Source organism: Brevundimonas sp. 1080 (assembly GCF_040545985.1).
Lineage (GTDB): Bacteria > Pseudomonadota > Alphaproteobacteria > Caulobacterales > Caulobacteraceae > Brevundimonas.
The window spans coordinates 67675-82667 of sequence record NZ_JBEPMW010000001.1; the positions used below are offsets into that span (position 1 = coordinate 67675).

General features: G+C 65.9%; 16 protein-coding genes and 2 tRNA genes. 10 read left to right on the plus strand and 8 right to left on the minus strand.

Features of this window, described 5'->3' with window-relative positions; all coding sequences use genetic code 11:
* Positions 1 to 30: 30 nt before the first annotated feature.
* From ABIC32_RS00315 to ABIC32_RS00325, 3 genes are all read right to left on the minus strand, one after another.
* Complete coding sequence (locus ABIC32_RS00315) at positions 31 to 636, minus strand: DUF2497 domain-containing protein (protein ID WP_354071548.1); 606 nt, start codon at positions 634 to 636, stop codon at positions 31 to 33.
* A gap of 130 nt (positions 637 to 766) precedes the next feature.
* On the minus strand, positions 767 to 2302 hold the full coding sequence (locus ABIC32_RS00320) for a TolC family outer membrane protein (RefSeq protein WP_354071550.1): 1536 nt from the start codon (positions 2300 to 2302) through the stop codon (positions 767 to 769).
* A gap of 140 nt (positions 2303 to 2442) precedes the next feature.
* Positions 2443 to 3072: a protein-L-isoaspartate O-methyltransferase family protein gene (locus tag ABIC32_RS00325; RefSeq protein WP_354071552.1), complete on the minus strand. Its 630-nt coding sequence runs from the start codon at positions 3070 to 3072 to the stop codon at positions 2443 to 2445.
* A 134-nt stretch (positions 3073 to 3206) separates the two neighbouring features.
* Here ABIC32_RS00325 and ABIC32_RS00330 point away from each other — a divergent pair.
* Positions 3207 to 3280: transfer RNA gene (locus ABIC32_RS00330), tRNA-Cys, on the plus strand.
* 48 nt (positions 3281 to 3328) lie between these two features.
* On the opposite strand, the gene ABIC32_RS00335 is transcribed toward ABIC32_RS00330, so the two are convergent.
* On the minus strand, positions 3329 to 4141 hold the full coding sequence (locus ABIC32_RS00335; RefSeq protein ID WP_354072913.1) for a TrmH family RNA methyltransferase: 813 nt from the start codon (positions 4139 to 4141) through the stop codon (positions 3329 to 3331).
* 65 nt (positions 4142 to 4206) lie between these two features.
* Between ABIC32_RS00335 and ABIC32_RS00340 the strand changes: the two genes are divergently transcribed.
* From ABIC32_RS00340 to mnhG, 7 genes are all read left to right on the plus strand, one after another.
* Positions 4207 to 4281: transfer RNA gene (locus ABIC32_RS00340), tRNA-Asn, on the plus strand.
* A gap of 219 nt (positions 4282 to 4500) precedes the next feature.
* Positions 4501 to 7419: a monovalent cation/H+ antiporter subunit A gene (locus ABIC32_RS00345; protein WP_354071554.1), complete on the plus strand. Its 2919-nt coding sequence runs from the start codon at positions 4501 to 4503 to the stop codon at positions 7417 to 7419.
* Entirely contained in the window at positions 7416 to 7760 is a 345-nt protein-coding gene (locus tag ABIC32_RS00350) for a Na+/H+ antiporter subunit C (protein WP_210416180.1), read from the plus strand. Before ABIC32_RS00345 ends, ABIC32_RS00350 begins: the two co-directional genes overlap by 4 nt.
* The gene (locus ABIC32_RS00355) at positions 7757 to 9352 is read left to right on the plus strand and encodes a monovalent cation/H+ antiporter subunit D (RefSeq protein ID WP_354071556.1); all 1596 of its coding nucleotides are present in this window, start codon (positions 7757 to 7759) and stop codon (positions 9350 to 9352) included. Before ABIC32_RS00350 ends, ABIC32_RS00355 begins: the two co-directional genes overlap by 4 nt.
* Positions 9349 to 9837: a Na+/H+ antiporter subunit E gene (locus ABIC32_RS00360; protein WP_199059761.1), complete on the plus strand. Its 489-nt coding sequence runs from the start codon at positions 9349 to 9351 to the stop codon at positions 9835 to 9837. The genes ABIC32_RS00355 and ABIC32_RS00360 overlap by 4 nt, the downstream gene beginning before the upstream one ends.
* The gene (locus ABIC32_RS00365) at positions 9834 to 10115 is read left to right on the plus strand and encodes a K+/H+ antiporter subunit F (protein ID WP_354071558.1); all 282 of its coding nucleotides are present in this window, start codon (positions 9834 to 9836) and stop codon (positions 10113 to 10115) included. Before ABIC32_RS00360 ends, ABIC32_RS00365 begins: the two co-directional genes overlap by 4 nt.
* Positions 10112 to 10453: a monovalent cation/H(+) antiporter subunit G gene (gene mnhG, locus ABIC32_RS00370; protein ID WP_354071560.1), complete on the plus strand. Its 342-nt coding sequence runs from the start codon at positions 10112 to 10114 to the stop codon at positions 10451 to 10453. Before ABIC32_RS00365 ends, mnhG begins: the two co-directional genes overlap by 4 nt.
* Before the next feature lie 117 nt (positions 10454 to 10570).
* On the opposite strand, the gene ABIC32_RS00375 is transcribed toward mnhG, so the two are convergent.
* Positions 10571 to 11293: a hypothetical protein gene (locus ABIC32_RS00375; RefSeq protein WP_354071562.1), complete on the minus strand. Its 723-nt coding sequence runs from the start codon at positions 11291 to 11293 to the stop codon at positions 10571 to 10573.
* Positions 11294 to 11404: 111 nt separating this feature from the next.
* Here ABIC32_RS00375 and ABIC32_RS00380 point away from each other — a divergent pair, with 111 nt between their 5' ends.
* Together ABIC32_RS00380 and ABIC32_RS00385 are read left to right on the plus strand one after the other, a co-directional pair.
* Positions 11405 to 12010: an LOG family protein gene (locus ABIC32_RS00380; RefSeq protein WP_091747786.1), complete on the plus strand. Its 606-nt coding sequence runs from the start codon at positions 11405 to 11407 to the stop codon at positions 12008 to 12010.
* Positions 12011 to 12115: 105 nt separating this feature from the next.
* Positions 12116 to 12409 (plus strand): DUF8200 family protein, encoded by a 294-nt coding sequence (locus ABIC32_RS00385; protein ID WP_017504618.1) that lies wholly within the window; start codon positions 12116 to 12118, stop codon positions 12407 to 12409.
* 15 nt (positions 12410 to 12424) lie between these two features.
* Here ABIC32_RS00385 and gltX read toward each other — a convergent pair whose 3' ends face one another.
* From gltX to ABIC32_RS00400, 3 genes are all read right to left on the minus strand, one after another.
* Complete coding sequence (gltX, locus tag ABIC32_RS00390) at positions 12425 to 13759, minus strand: glutamate--tRNA ligase (protein ID WP_354071565.1); 1335 nt, start codon at positions 13757 to 13759, stop codon at positions 12425 to 12427.
* A gap of 76 nt (positions 13760 to 13835) precedes the next feature.
* Positions 13836 to 14270 carry an RNA polymerase-binding protein DksA gene (gene dksA / locus ABIC32_RS00395; protein ID WP_017504616.1) on the minus strand — a complete coding sequence of 145 codons (435 nt, stop codon included), beginning with the start codon at positions 14268 to 14270 and terminating at the stop codon, positions 13836 to 13838.
* 179 nt (positions 14271 to 14449) lie between these two features.
* Positions 14450 to 14875, minus strand: a complete 426-nt coding sequence (locus ABIC32_RS00400) for a flagellar assembly protein FliX (RefSeq protein ID WP_354071567.1) — start codon at positions 14873 to 14875, stop codon at positions 14450 to 14452.
* Between the last annotated feature and the right edge of the window lie 118 nt (positions 14876 to 14993).

Sequence of the window (14993 nt, forward strand, 5' to 3'; positions counted from 1 at the left end):
CCTCGGATTAGTCTGGGCTGAAGCGAAGGGCTAGGCGCTGCGCGCGATGCGTTCGACTTCCTTTTGTACCGCCGCCTGGACAATACCGGGCAGGTTGGCGTCCAGCCAGTCCTTCAACAGCGGGCGCAGCATCTCGGCGACCATCGCCTCGACGGTGTTGCCGCTGACGAAGGGTAGGTCGCCCGAGGCCGACGGAGCCGGCTCAGGCTTCTTGAAGCTGGCGGCCAGGCCCGCAAAGGCCGAGGCCGCGCTGGCGGCGGCGCTGTCGCCGACCAGGGTGTCATAGGCCGGAGCCGGCTCGGGAGCCGATTCGTAAGCCGTCGCGGGTTCCGGTTCGGGCTGATAGGGCGCGGGCGAATGCTCGACCACGTCCAGATCGCCGATGGTCTCGGCCGGCGCCTCATAGCGGTCGGTCAGTTCCAGCACGTCGTCTTCGACGGCGGCGGGTTCCGGCGTCGGCTCGACCGGGGCGGCGAAGATGGTTTCGGCCGCGATCGGCTCGGGAACCGGCTCAGGCGTGGCTTCCGGCATCGCGGCGGCCGGCGTTTCGGCCGGGGCCTCGTCTTCGGAGATGATCCGGCGAATCGACGCCAGAATCTCTTCCATGGTCGGTTCCTGGGCGGACTGATCGGTCATGGCGCAACCTTGGGCGAGGCCTGGGTAGAAGGGGTGGGCGCCGAACGATGGATCGCTCGAAACCTGTGCCTTGTCGTCGCATCTTCGCCCGTCGGAATCAACGGGCGGTTTCCGTCCGTATTCGACGCGGTCAGTTCTGCGGCGCCGTGCGCACGACCTCGCCCTTGAGCTGAGCGTCGATCGGCGCGTCGGCGGTGTCCGGCGTGATCACGATCGGCGGCGAGGCCACGCGGTCCAGCGTCTCGATCACGCCGTCCCACGGCAGGCCGCCGCGTCCCTTGACCTGGTCGTAGTTCGCAGCCGGATCATAGGCCTCGATCGTCGGGTTCAGCGCCGGGCCTTCCAGCTGGCCCATGGCGGCCAGCAGCGAGGCGCGGGCGACATATTCCGCGGCGCGGGCGCTGGCGACCGAAGTTTGGGCGTTCCGCAGCGCCAACTCCTGGTTCAGCACGTCCAGCGTGGTGCGCAGGCCGACCTGGGCTTCCTGGCGCACGCCTTCGGCCGCGACCGATGCAGCGCGAACCGCTTCGGTGCCGGCCGCGACCGTAGCGCGGGTCGACAGCACTTGGGCGTAGGCCGAGCTGACGTTCTGAAGCACCGTGCGGCGCTCGCCCTCGATGCCGATCTGGGCCGCGTTGGCGCGCTCCAAAGCCTGGGCGACGCGCGAGCGGTTCAGACCGCCGGTGAAGAGCGGCACGGACAGGGTGGCGCCGGCCGTGAAGCTGCGGCGATCAGCCAGTTCACCGAGGTCGCCCAGATCGTTGGTCGATCCGCCATAGGAGGCGGTGGCGCGCACCGACGGCAGATATTCCGAACGGGCGGCCGCAACGGCGGCCTCGGCGCTTTGCAGTTGATAGGTTGCGGCGAGCACAGCGGGATTGCGCCGCAACGCGGTCTCGATGGCGACGTCGAAGTCGCTGGGCACTTCCGGCAGGACCGGCGCGGCTTCCAGGTCGGCCGGCGATTGGCCGACGACGGCGGCATAGGCAGCGCGCGACGTGGACAACTGGGCTTGGGCATTCGCCAGATCGGCTTCGGACTGCGCCTGCGAAGCTTCGGCCTGAGCCACGTCGGTGCGTGTGATCTCACCGACCTCGAAACGGGCGCTGGTTTCTTCCAGCTGGCGTTGCAGCACCGTCAGGTTCTCCTGACGGATACGCAGAATTTCCATGTCGCGGGTGACGTTCACATAGGCCTGGATCACCGACAGCATGACCGACTGCTCGATCTCACGCAGGTTCTCACGGCCGGCCAGGACGCTGGCGCGGGCCTGGTCGATGGCGCGCGAAGTGCGACCGGCGGTCCAGACATTCTGGCTGACGCTCACGCCGACATTGGCGCCTTCGGTTTCGGACGATGAGGTCGTGACCTGGGTATCAGGTATGCCGTCGCCGTTCGTATCGACGAACTGGGTCACGGCGGGGAAGTCGCTGCGGGTATAGTCGACGCCGGCCGAGGCGCCGATGGTCGGGCGCAGGCCCGACCGCGCCTGGACCACCGTCTCGTCCAGCGCACGCTGGTTGGCGCGCTGGGCCAGCAGGTTGGGATTGGTCCGATAGGCCAGGGCGATGGCGTCCTGCAGCGTCTCGGCCCAGGCCGGCGCGCCCAGACCGGTCATCACAGCGACCACAGCGGCCGAAGCCAGCACACGCGAGCGTTTCAACATTGTCCGTCCTTGCGTGACGCTCCGAAGAACGCCCGAATGTTTTCTCAAGCGTAACTGCGGCCTGACCGAACCACACGCCAGTTAAGTTTTCTTCACGGTTGCGAGCGGGATTTCCGTCGCAACCGCGCGTCTCTTTGGTCTTACAGCGCGAAAGTGGGGGCCGGCGTCAGCTCGGCAAGGACCGCAGGCGACGAATCAAACAGTTCGCGGCGCGACAGGCCTTCGCGAGTCTGAACATACAGGGCCGCCTTGCCGATGGCGCCGCGGCGTTCGACCACGACGATCCGGCCGCCGGGACGCAGGGCCGCGCCCCACGATTCGGGCAGGCTCTCGACGCCGCCTTCGGAAATGATCAGGTCCCATCCTTCGCCGGTCGGCTGAGCCAGCGGCGCGACGACGGTCGCCACGCCCGCGTCCGATAAGGCCTCGCCGACCACGGCGAACACGGCGTCGTCCGATTCCTGAGCCGTGACGGTGACGCCCATACGGGCCAGTAGCGCGGCGGCGTAGGGCGCGGCGATGGCCAAGGCCTTCTCGCCCTCGCGTGCATCGCCCGCTTGCAACAGCTTGGCGACGTCGCGCGCCGGCATCAGGCGGCGTTCGCCCGCGATCACCACTGGTTCTTCGGAATAGGCGGCGAATGCGCGGTCGGGCGCGCAGAACTTTTCACGCGGCACGGCCATCATGGCCAGGTGAATCGCGCGATCCGTCACGTCGTTCACCCGCACCTGCGAGTCGACCATGGCCTTGCGCTCTGCGGTGAAATCCATCTGTAGGCAGCCTTCAACGATAATCCGGGAGGAAATCTCGCGCGCTTATAGGTCCGTGCGTTGCAGCGGACAATCCGATCTGATAGCGAACGCCCCTCGCGATGACCGCCCCCGAGAAATCGGGGACAAAAAGCGGCCTGATGGCGGAGTGGTGACGCAGAGGACTGCAAATCCTTGCACCCGGGTTCGATTCCCGGTCAGGCCTCCATCGCGACGATACGGACGAAGGCCGCCCCTTGGGGCGGCCTTCGCGTTTTCAGCTTCTATCAAGCGCCGTCGTCGTCAGATGATGTAGCGCGACCGCACTGGTCGCCGCGACATTCAGCGAATCGAACCCGCCCGCCATAGCGATACCGATCGGTCGGCAACGGTCGATCAAATCCTTGGGCAGCCCCGGCCCTTCCGATCCCAGCATCAGAGCGACCGGTCCGGCGCGCCTGTAGTCCGAAAGCCGCTCGGTCGCCGAAGGCGTCAGCGCCAAGACCTCGACGCCGGTCCGCTGCAGAGCGTCGATAATGTCTGTCGCGCCGGCGACGACGAACGGCGTGCGCAGCACCGCGCCGACCGAAACGCGAATCGCCTTGCGGTAAAAGGGATCGCAGCAGGTCGGATCAAGCAGCACCGCCTTGGCGCCGAACGCGGCGGCGTTCCTGAACAGGCCGCCGACATTGTCATGGTTGCCGATGCCGCTGGCCACGACGAACACGTCCTGCCGAGCGGTATCCGCCAGCACATCGTCCATCGACAGCGGCTCGGGCTTTTTGCCCAAGGCCAGAATGCCCCGGTGCAGTTCAAAACCCGCGATCCGGTCCAGCACGGCCTGGCCTGCGACATAGACGGGCGTCGCGGGCGGCAGAGACGTAATGACATCGCCCAAGGCCGTAACACGTTTTTCCGCCAGCAGCAGCGACAGGGGCCGACAGCGCGAAGCCGTCGACGCCAGTCCACGCATCACCACCTCCCCTTCCGCGACGAACAGTCCTTGACGACCCGTCAGATCGCGCTCTCGGATATCGCGATAGGCCGCAACACGCGGGTCTGCGGGATCGTCGATAAATATCGTTTCGATTGGCTCGTTTTCCCATTGCAAGATCGGAACAGCCGCTGCTATACGCCCGCCTCCCGAGCAGATGTTCCGCAGTAGCTCAGTGGTAGAGCAGCCGACTGTTAATCGGCTGGTCGTAGGTTCGAATCCTACCTGCGGAGCCACTCGGGGTAAAGACTGAGGCCAGACAAGGCGTTAGGTCAAAAACTTTCCATAATACCTGATCTTTCTCGCACGACGACCGAGCTGCTGGGCGCGGACGTGCCGCGATCTGGTGTCGCTTTGACGCACACCGCCCCTGTCCGTAGATCAAAGCGAACCTTGGCCAACCTTGAGCGTTGGCAAAGCTATCCCTCACGATCCAGGAGAGACGCCCCGCCTCGATGTCCATCAGCTTCCTTCTCGTCGTCATCCTGGTCCTGCCGTTCCTTGGCGCCATCGTCGCGTCCGGCTTGCCGCGTCACGCACGCACCTCCGCCGCCATCCTGTCTTGGGTCGTGGCCTTGGTCAGCCTGGGGTGTCTGGCCGCGCTATGGCCAATGTTCCAGGACGGGGAGACGCTGCGCTACGAGATCCCGTGGCTGCCGTCGTTGGGCGTCAATCTGGTGCTGCGACTGGACGGACTGTCGTGGCTGTTCAGCGCCTTGATCCTGGGGATCGGCGCCTTGGTGGTGCTGTATGCCCGCTACTACATGTCGCCGAAGGATCCGGTCCCGCGGTTCTTCTCCTTCCTGCTGGCCTTCATGGGCGCGATGCAGGGCGTGGTGCTGTCGGGCAATCTGATCCAGCTGGTCGTATTCTGGGAGCTTACCAGCCTCTTTTCCTTCCTGTTGATCGGCTATTGGCACCAGAACCCCGCCGCGCGCGAGGGGTCGCGCATGGCGCTGACGGTGACGGCCGCGGGCGGCATCGCCCTGCTGGTCGGGATGATCCTGATCGGGCGGATCGTCGGCAGCTACGACCTCGATGTCGTCTTGGCGTCGCGCGAGGCGATCCAGACCAGCCCGCTGTATCTGCCCGCGCTGATTCTGCTGCTGCTCGGCGCGATGACCAAGAGCGCGCAGTTTCCGTTCCACTTCTGGCTGCCCCGCGCCATGGCCGCGCCGACGCCGGTCAGCGCCTATCTGCACTCCGCGACCATGGTGAAGGCGGGAATCTTCCTGCTGATCCGCTTCTGGCCCGTCCTGGCGGGGTCTGAGAGCTGGTATCTGATCGTCGGCGGCATGGGTCTGGCGACGCTGCTGCTCGGCGCCTGGTGCGCCATCTTCCAGCATGATCTCAAAGGCCTGCTGGCCTATTCGACGATCAGCCATCTGGGCCTGATCGTGCTGCTGCTGGGATTAGGCAGTCCGTTGGCCTGTATCGCGGCCATCTTCCACACGGTGAACCACGCCACCTTCAAGGCGTCGCTCTTCATGGCCGCCGGCATCATCGACCACGAGGCCGGCACGCGGGATATGCGCAAGCTCAGCGGTCTTTTCCGCTTCATGCCCTTCACGGCGACCCTGGCTATGGTGGCCGCAGCCGCGATGGCGGGCGTGCCCCTGTTGAACGGCTTCCTGTCCAAGGAAATGTTCCTGGCCGAGGCGGTGGCCAGCGCCCATACGCACGGCCTGAACATGCTGCTGCCCGCCATGGCCACCTTGGCCAGCGCCTTCAGTGTTCTGTATTCACTCCGGTTTATCCACGCGACCTTCTTCGGCCCGCCTCCGACCGAGCTGGATCGCATCCCGCACGAGCCGCCCGCCTGGATGCGTCGCCCCGTCGAGGTGCTGGTCGCCCTGTGTCTGGTCGTCGGCATCTTCCCGGCTGTGACAGTGGGACCGTTCCTGAAGAGCGCCGCCGTTTCGGTGCTGGGCTTTGACCTGCCCTATTACAGCCTGGCCCTGTGGCACGGATTCAACCTGCCGCTGGTGCTGAGCCTTATCGCGCTCGCGGGCGGCGTGGGGCTGTATGTCGTCTTCGGCAAACGCATCAACGCCAATCCGCGCGGCGGACCGTGGGGCTGGAAGCGTCTGAACGGCGGCTGGTTGTTCGAGCAAACCATGACCGGCCTGTTCAAGGGGTCGGAGGCGATGGTTCGCCTGTTGGGGGCGACACGACAACAGGCACAACTGAGGGCCATCGTCTTGGTCGCCCTGCTGGCGGGCGGGCTGGCGGCGATCGGCGCCGGATTGGTGATCCGCCCGATCATGCCGACATTGACCCTGTCAAACTGGGCCTTCGCCGGTCTGTGGCTGGTCGGCGCCAGCTGTGCAGTCGCGACTGCATGGCAGGCCAAATACCACCGGCTGGCCGCCGTGGTTCTGATGGGCGGCGCAGGTCTGGCCAGCTGCCTGTCCTTCGTCTGGCTGTCGGCGCCGGATCTGGCAGTAACCCAACTGCTGGTCGAGGTCGTGACCACCGTCCTGCTGCTGCTGGGCCTACGTTGGCTGCCGAAACGGCTGGAGACCATTCGCCTGCCACAGGCCATGGAAAAGCGATCTCGCCGCCGGCGCCGTATCGATCTAATCATCGCCGCCGCCGTCGGCGCGTCCTTGGCGGCCATTTCCTACGCCGTCATGACGCGACCATCGATCGAGGGGATTTCGCGCTTCTTTGTCGAATACGCTTACAAGGACGCGGGCGGTCGCAACATCGTCAACGTCATCCTGGTCGACTTCCGCGCCTTCGACACCTTTGGAGAGATCACGGTTTTGGGCATTGTCGGTCTGACGATCTTCGCCCTGCTGCGCCGCTTCCGTCCCGCCGACGACACCCTGTCCAATCCCAGCCAGCAGAGCGTGCAGGATGCCTCAGACCGCGATCACGAGACGCGATCGGAGGGCGACACGCTGAAGGAGACCATGCTGATCCCCCGCGTGGTGATGCGCTGGATCTTCCCCTTCATCATCCTGCTCGCCGTTCACCTGTTCCTGCGCGGGCATGACCTGCCGGGCGGGGGATTCGCGGCGGGCGTCGGCCTGTCGATCGCCTTCATCCTGCAGTATATGGCCTCGGGCGCCCGCTGGGTCGAAGAGCGGCTGGCGATCCGGCCCATCTTCTGGATCGGCGCCGGCCTGGTGATCGCCGCCCTCAGCGGGATTGGATCGTGGCTGTTCGGCTATCCCTTCCTGACCTCTTGGTTCCAGTATGCCGACCTGCCGATCCTGGGCCGCGTGCCCTTGGCCAGCGCCGTGCTGTTCGACTTGGGCGTGGTCGTTCTGGTCGTGGGCGCCACGGTCCTGACCCTCGTCGCCCTGGCGCACCAGTCGCTGCGCAAGCCCAAGCAAAGAGACGCCGAAGAAGGAGAGCCGTCATGATGGAGCTGGTTCTCGCCCTCGCCATCGGCGTGCTGTCGGCCTCGGGTGTCTGGCTGCTGCTGCGCCCGCGCACCTTTCAGGTGATCATGGGGCTGTCGCTGCTGTCCTATGCGGTCAATATCTTCATCTTCGCCATGGGACGGCTGAGGTCGGGCGCGCCGCCGGTGCTGGCGGGCGAGGTCTCCGACCCCGCGCGCTACACCGACCCGACGCCGCAGGCGCTGGTCCTGACCGCGATCGTCATCAGCTTCGCCCTGACGGCGCTGTTCCTGGTCGTCATTCTGGCCGCGCGCGGCATCACCGGCAGCGATCATGTCGATGGCAAGGAGCCGGACGCATGATCGACTGGGACGCCCATCTGATCATCGGCCCCATCGTCCTGCCGATGATCATCGCCGCCGCCATGCTGCTGCTGGACGAGCGTCGCCGAACGCTGAAGGCGGTGCTCAGCTTGAGCGCTATGGCCGCCATTCTGGTCACGGCTCTGGTTCTGCTGCACGAGAGCGCAAACGGCGCCGTGGGCGGCGGCGATACTGCGCGTGTTTACCGCCTGGGATCCTGGGCGGCGCCTTATGGCATCGTCCTGGTGGCCGACCGGCTGTCGACGATGATGGTCGCACTGACCAGCGTTCTTGGCGGATGCGCGCTGATCTTCGCCCTGGCGCGATGGGACCGAGCGGGACCGCGCTTCCACGCCCTGTTCCTGCTTATGATTATGGGGGTGAACGGTGCCCTGCTGACCGGCGACCTGTTCAACCTGTTCGTCTTTTTCGAAATCATGCTGGCCGCGTCATACGGACTGGCCCTGCATGGGTCGGGCGAGGCGCGGGTGCGGGCGGGCGTGATCTATATCGCCGTCAATCTGACCGCATCCCTGCTGTTTCTGATCGGCGTCAGCCTGATCTACGGCGTGACCGGCACGCTGAACATGGCTGATGTTGCAACGCGGGTCGCGACCGTCGCAACGGATGACCTGGGGCTATTCCATATCGGAGCGGCGATGCTAGGCACGGCCTTCCTGATCAAATGCGCCATGTGGCCCTTGGGCTTCTGGCTGACCCCGACCTATTCGGCAGCCAGCGCGCCGGCGGCGGCAGTCTTTGCCATCCTCTCCAAGGCCGGGGTCTATGTGGTCATCCGCCTCAGTCTGCTGCTGTTCGGCGCCGACGCGGGCGCCTCCGCCGGATTTGGCCTGACCTGGCTGTTCGTCGGCGGACTGGCGACCATAGGGTTCGGCACGTTCGGCCTGATCGCCTCTCGCGATCTGTCGCGCGCCGCCGGGTTCGGTGTGATGATCTCGTCTGGCACTGTCTTGGCGATCCTGGGCGTCGGCGACGCGGCGGCGCTCAGCGGCGCACTCTTCTACCTGATTGGCTCCACCTTGGCCTGCGCAGCCCTGTTTCTGCTGGCCGAAATCCTTCAGCGCGGGCGTGAGCCTGACGTCGGCGAGGCGCGCGCTGTTTTCGATGACGAATATCGTGATCCGTTCGACGACGAAGAGCGCAACGAGCCGGGCCTGGTCATTCCGGCGGCCGTCGCGGCCCTGGGCGGGGCCTTTCTGATCTGCACCCTGATGGTCGCCGGCCTGCCGCCCTTGGCCGGCTTCGTCGGAAAACTGTCGATGATCAGCGCCCTCGTCGGCGTTGGCGATGCGGCGGCTTGGACGCTGGTCACTGTGCTTTCCGTGTCCAGCCTCGGTGCTTTGATCGGCCTGACCCGCCTTGGCGTCGGCGCGATTTGGACGCGCGACGAAGATGCGCCGGCTTTCGTGGTGGGGGCGGCTGAGTTGACGGCGGTCGCAGCCCTGCTCGGCGCCTGCGTGTTTCTGGCCATCTTCGCTGGATCCGCGTTGATCTACACCGACCACACGGCGGCCTGGCTGGCTGACCCGCAAGGCTATATCCACGCGGTGCTGGGCGGGAGCGGGCGATGAGACGCATCCTCCCCTACCCCGTCCTATCTCTAGGCCTGTTCGTCGCCTCGATCCTGCTCAGCGCCTCGGTCGCGCCGCCGTCCCTGGCGCTCGCGGTGCTGCTGGCCCTGCTGGCGCCGATCATCATGCTGGCGCTGGGCGTTGATCGCGTGCGGGTGAAGTCGCCGATGGCCATAGTGCGCCTCGCCATCGACGTCGTCGGCGACATCGTGCGCTCCAACTGGGCGGTGTCGCACATCATTCTGGGCCGGCGACGGCATGAGCGCACATCCGGCTTCATCCACATCCCGTTGGACCTGCGCGACCGATATGGCCTGGCGGTCCTGGCCATCATCATCACCTCGACGCCTGGCACTTTGTGGGTCGAGTATGAGTCCGCCACCGGCCGTCTGCTGCTGCACGTGCTGGATCTCGTGGATGAAGAGACCTGGGTGCGGCTGATCAAGGATCGCTACGAGCGCCGGCTGATGGAGATTTTCGAATGACGGCAGCGGTGCTGACCTGGGGTCTGGGTCTGGCCCAACTGATGCTGATCTGCGCCATGGGCCTAACGGCATGGCGGATCATTCACGGTCCGCGCGCCCAGGATCGCGTCTTGGGCATGGACACGCTTTATCTAAACGGCATGCTGCTGGTGGTGGTGTTCGGCATCCGCACCAACAGCCAGCTTTATTTCGAGGCCGCGCTGGTGATCGGCATGTTGGGCTTCGCCGCCACCGTGGCCCTGGCCAAGTTCCTGATGCGCGGCGAGGTGATTGAATGACCCAAGCTGACGTTCCCGCATGGGCCGCCATCATCGTCGTCGCCCTGGCCGTCATCGGCTCGGGCCTTTCGTTACTGGGCGCGGTTGGGCTGGTTCGGCTGAAGACCTTCTATGAGCGCGTCCACGCTCCGACGCTCGGGGCCACGCTAGGCATGGCGCTGATCCTGCTGGCGTCGACCGTCTGGTTCACGACCGTCGAGCGGCGTTTCATGCCCCGCGAAATCCTGATCGGCCTTTTCCTGACGGTCACGACGCCGGTCACCCTGATCCTGCTCGCCCGCGCCGCCCTGTTCCGCGATCGCACCGAGGGCGCCGAAGACACGCCGAGAAAGGGCTGATCGGCCGGCAAAAAAGAAGCCCGGCGGGGGCGCCGGGCTGCAAGCAGGTTCGGTGATGGTGTCCCTGAGGACGGCCCCATTCCTTAACCGAAATGGTTTCCAGATCGTTAAGCGCCCTCAGTCCGGCAGCCACGTCGTCTGACGCCCGGCTGGCTCTACAGGCCAAGTGATCCGCCAGCCTGCCCCCGCCCGCTCGACGACGAAGCTCCCAGCCGCGCCCGGGCCCGGATAGTCAAAGCGCCTTCCATTCACCGTGATCGTCGCCGCACCCGACTGTCCGATGACCGCCCGCCAACGGCCGCGCCCGATCGCCGCCGGCGACATATCTGCGCCGTTGATGTTGATCGACGGCGCCGCCCCATTTGTTCGGCCGGAAGCCATCAGGGTCGCACCGTCCGAATCCACCGCATCCAGCCCTTCGCCGCCACCGAGGCGAACAGTCGGCTGGCCAGCGGCAATCAGGGCGACGGGACCGGCCCCACCCTGGATCACCACCAGGGTCTCGGGCGAGACGGCGGCGTCCTCGCCCACCTGCACCTCGGGCGTGAAGCGCACATCGCCGCTTAGCGGCGGCAGCCGCAGTTCGAACCGCCCCGCGCCGTCCGCCGTCGTCGCCACGGCCGCAGTATCCGGCGCACGCAGCACGACGCGCGCATTGGGCCCCGCCCCGCCGCGCAGCACCAGAACGCCGCCGTCGCGCATCACGCCATCAATCTGGGGCGGGCGAACCCAGGGCGAGGCCTCGTCGGCCCCCGTCGGCCCCGCCACGCCGCCCTGCCGATCGGAACAGGCTGCGGCAGCCAGGACCGCGACACACGCGACCATCATCCGACGTTTCATCCTGCGCCTCTACGATATAGGACTGGCGACCCAGCGGCTCGAGCCTGTGTTAGCTTGAGCGCCGTCGGTTTGGCCATGGCCAGGCCGCCTATTCGTTTTCTTCGAGGCTCCATGTCCCTGCCCCCCGTTTCGTTCCTGCCGTTCGACGGCTCTTCCGTCTGCCTGTTCTGCGGCGCCTCCGAGACCGCCGATCCCACCTATACCGAGGCGGCCTACGCCTTCGGCAAGGTCGCGGCCAAGGCCGGCTGGCGGCTGGTCTATGGCGGCGGCGGCGTGGGCCTGATGGGGGCCTCGGCGCGCGGCGCGCATGAGGCGGGCGGCCGGGTCGTCGGCATCATGCCGGCCTTCCTGCGCAGCCGCGAACGCCTGTTCGACGAGGTCGAGACCGTCGTCGTCACTTCGATGCACGAACGCAAACAACTGATGTACGACCAATCCGACGCCTTCGTGGTCGCGCCCGGCGGCATCGGCACCCTGGAAGAGGTCGTGGAGTTGCTGTCCTGGAAGCGGCTGGACCTGCACCACAAGCCGGTCGTCTTCCTGAACCTGAACGGCTTCTGGAACGGCTTCTTCGACTTGATGAAGCACAGCGTCGCAGAAGGAATGACGCCGCCGTCGTTCTTGGACGCCTGGACCGTCGCCGAAACCGTCGAAGAGGCGATGGCGCAGGTTCAGGCCGGCGGCGATGCGCCGCAATTGAAACATGATCATCGATAAGTGATCATTGCTCATAATCCGCTGCGCGCGTCTTGACAGTTTTTATGGAAAACTGACATGGGAGCGGAGCGGCACGACGCCGTTCTTCATTTCGGAGAGTTTTCGATGCGCGCTTTGCTGATCGCCGCCGCCCTTTTCGCCGCCGCCCCTGCGGTCGCCCAAGCCCCCGCCGCCACCAGCCTGACGCTGGCCGACGCCGCCAAGGCGCCCGCACGCGCCACCATCATCGACGGCGCTCGTTGGTCCTGCGAAGGCGCGACCTGCACCGCGGCAGGCGGCACGGAACAGCCCGCGACGCGCGCCTGCCGTCGCGTGGTTCAGAAGTTCGGTCCCGTGACCGCCTTCTCGTACAAGGGCGTCGCCCTGAGCGCCGACGAACTGGCTGTCTGCAACGCCTAAAATGCGTGAGGCGGTTTAGGCCGCCTCACCTCTCAGACGCCGCTGGATGGTTTCGCGACCGATCAGCGGCGCCATGGCCGCCATGTCCGGCCCGTGCTGCTGCCCCGTCAGCGCCAGACGCAGCGGCATGAACAGCGCCTTGCCCTTGGCGCCCGTCTCGGCCTTGACGGCCGAGGTCCACGCCGACCAGGCGTTCTCGTCGATCACTTCCGGCAGCAGACGCAGCGCTGTTTCAATGAAGGTCGCATCTTCGATCACCGGTTGGATCGGACCACGGACGATCTGCGCCATGTCCGCGACGTCGGCGAACTTCGTCAGATTGCCCCGCACCGTATTCCAGAAGGCTTCGCCCAGATCGGCGCCGAGAGCCTGAAGACGCGGCTGCGCCGTCGCATAATCCATGACGTGCAGCGCCTGGGCGTTCAGCCGGTCCAGATCCGCCGTATCGTAACGCGCCGGCGAACGGCCCATCTTGGAGAAGGCGAAGCTCTGACCCAGAGCCTCGACCGAGGCGCCGACTTCCAGCGGATCAGACGTCCCGATCCGGCCGAGGTGGCTGGTGATTGCGATCGGCTCATAGCCTTGGTCGCGCATGTCGCTGATCGACAGCGATCCCAGACGCTTGGACAGGGCCGCGCCGTCGGCGCCGACCAGCAACGGCATGTGGGCGAACCCCGGAACCGTCGCGCCCAGAGCTTCGAAGATTTCGATCTGCGCGCCAGTGTTGGTGACGTGATCCTCGCCCCGGATGATGTGGGTGATGCCCATGTCGATGTCGTCGATCACCGACGGCAGGGTGTAGAGGAACAGGCCGTCCTCGCGGATCAGCACCGGGTCCGACATCGAGGCGGTGTCCACCTCCGCATGACCGCGCGCCAGGTCTTCCCAGGCGACGCGCTTGCCGTCTAGCTTGAAGCGCCAATGGGGGCGGCGCCCTTCGGCTTCGTAAGCGGCCTTCTGCTCTTCGGTCAGTTCCAGCGCCGCGCGGTCATAGATCGGCGGCAGGCCGCGCGACAGTTGCACCTTGCGCCGACGGTCGAGCTCGTCGGCGGTTTCATAGGCGGGATAAAGCCGCCCCGACGCCTTCAAACTGGCGGCCGCTTCTTCGTAGCGATCGAACCGCTTGGACTGATTGTAGCGCTCGTCCCACGGCATCCCCAGCCAGGTCAGGTCGTCTTCGATCCCCTGTTCGAACTCGGGCGTGGAGCGCGCCAGGTCGGTGTCGTCGATGCGCAGAACGAACGATCCGCCCTGCCCCTTGGCGAACATCCAATTCACCAAAGCGGTACGGACATTGCCGACGTGCAGCTTACCCGTGGGCGACGGGGCGAAACGAACCTTGACGGACATGGGTAGACGACCTCGAAAGCGAGGCGGCTAGGTCGCCCCGCAACCCGGCGAAGTCAAGGCGCGGAAGGCTTAAACCTCAGTCGTCGCGGTGAACGCGTTCGCGGCGTTCGTGGCGTTCCTGGGCTTCGACCGACAGGGTCGCCGTCGGACGGGCTTCCAGACGACCCAGGCTGATGGGTTCGCCCGTGTCCTCGCAGTAGCCGTAGGAGCCGTCCTCGATCCGGCGCAGCGCGTCGTCGATCTTGGAGATCAACTTGCGTTGGCGGTCGCGGGTGCGCAACTCCAGCGCGCGATCGGATTCCGAAGACGCCCGGTCCACCAGATCGGGGTGGTTTTCGGTCTCGGCCTTCAGATTGACGACCGTGCCCTTGGACTCGCGAAGGATCTCATCCTTCCAGGCCAGCAGCTTCTTCTTGAAATAGGCTTGCTGCCGTTCGTTCATGAACGGCTCGCTGTCAGACGGCCGATACGGGCCGGTTTCGTCGGACACAACGGACGCCAAGGCGCTCATCGATCTCACGCTCTCTAACACGCCCCCCTGTGGCGTAGATGGCCGTATAATCAGCCCGTCGAGTCGCGGCAACGCGGTTCTCGATTCCGTGATGAAAATAGGGCGACTAACCGCCTGACAGTGGCAAAAGTCACTCACTGCCAAAGCTTAGCCGCCTGATGTCAGACGATTATTTCGTATCAGGGGCGGTTGCGGCGCATTTCCGCCTTCGCCAGTTCGACTGAGGCGCGCAGGTCGATCTGATCCAGCAAGGCGCCCAGGTCCTTGTCGTCGTCGGCGGCGCGCTCCTCGCGCAGGCTCCGCGCCAGACGATCCAGAGCCCCCTCGTCGGCGTCGCCGTTCAGCAGGGCCAGCTTGATTTCATCAAGGCGATCCAGAAGACCGCTGCCGCGCCGGATCGCGCGACGGCGCTTTTCCAGCGGCCCCTCGACCCCTTGAAGAGCCATCAGGGCCGAGACGTCAGAGACCCCGCCTGTCGCCGCGCTGGCAGTCGTTGCAGCGGGCGCGGACGAAACCGCAGTCTGCTCTAGCGAGAAGCCGCTGGCGGATCGCGTCGGACGTGTGCTGGCAGGCGTGCTGACGCCGTTGGGGCCGACAACCTTCATGTGCAGGTGCTCCGCGTCATGAAACCATGGATGACGGCCGGCGATGACTGTTTGGTTAACGCCCCGGCAAATCCTGCCGCTTCTCTGTCCGTCAGAAGCCGACCGACATTGAATTCAC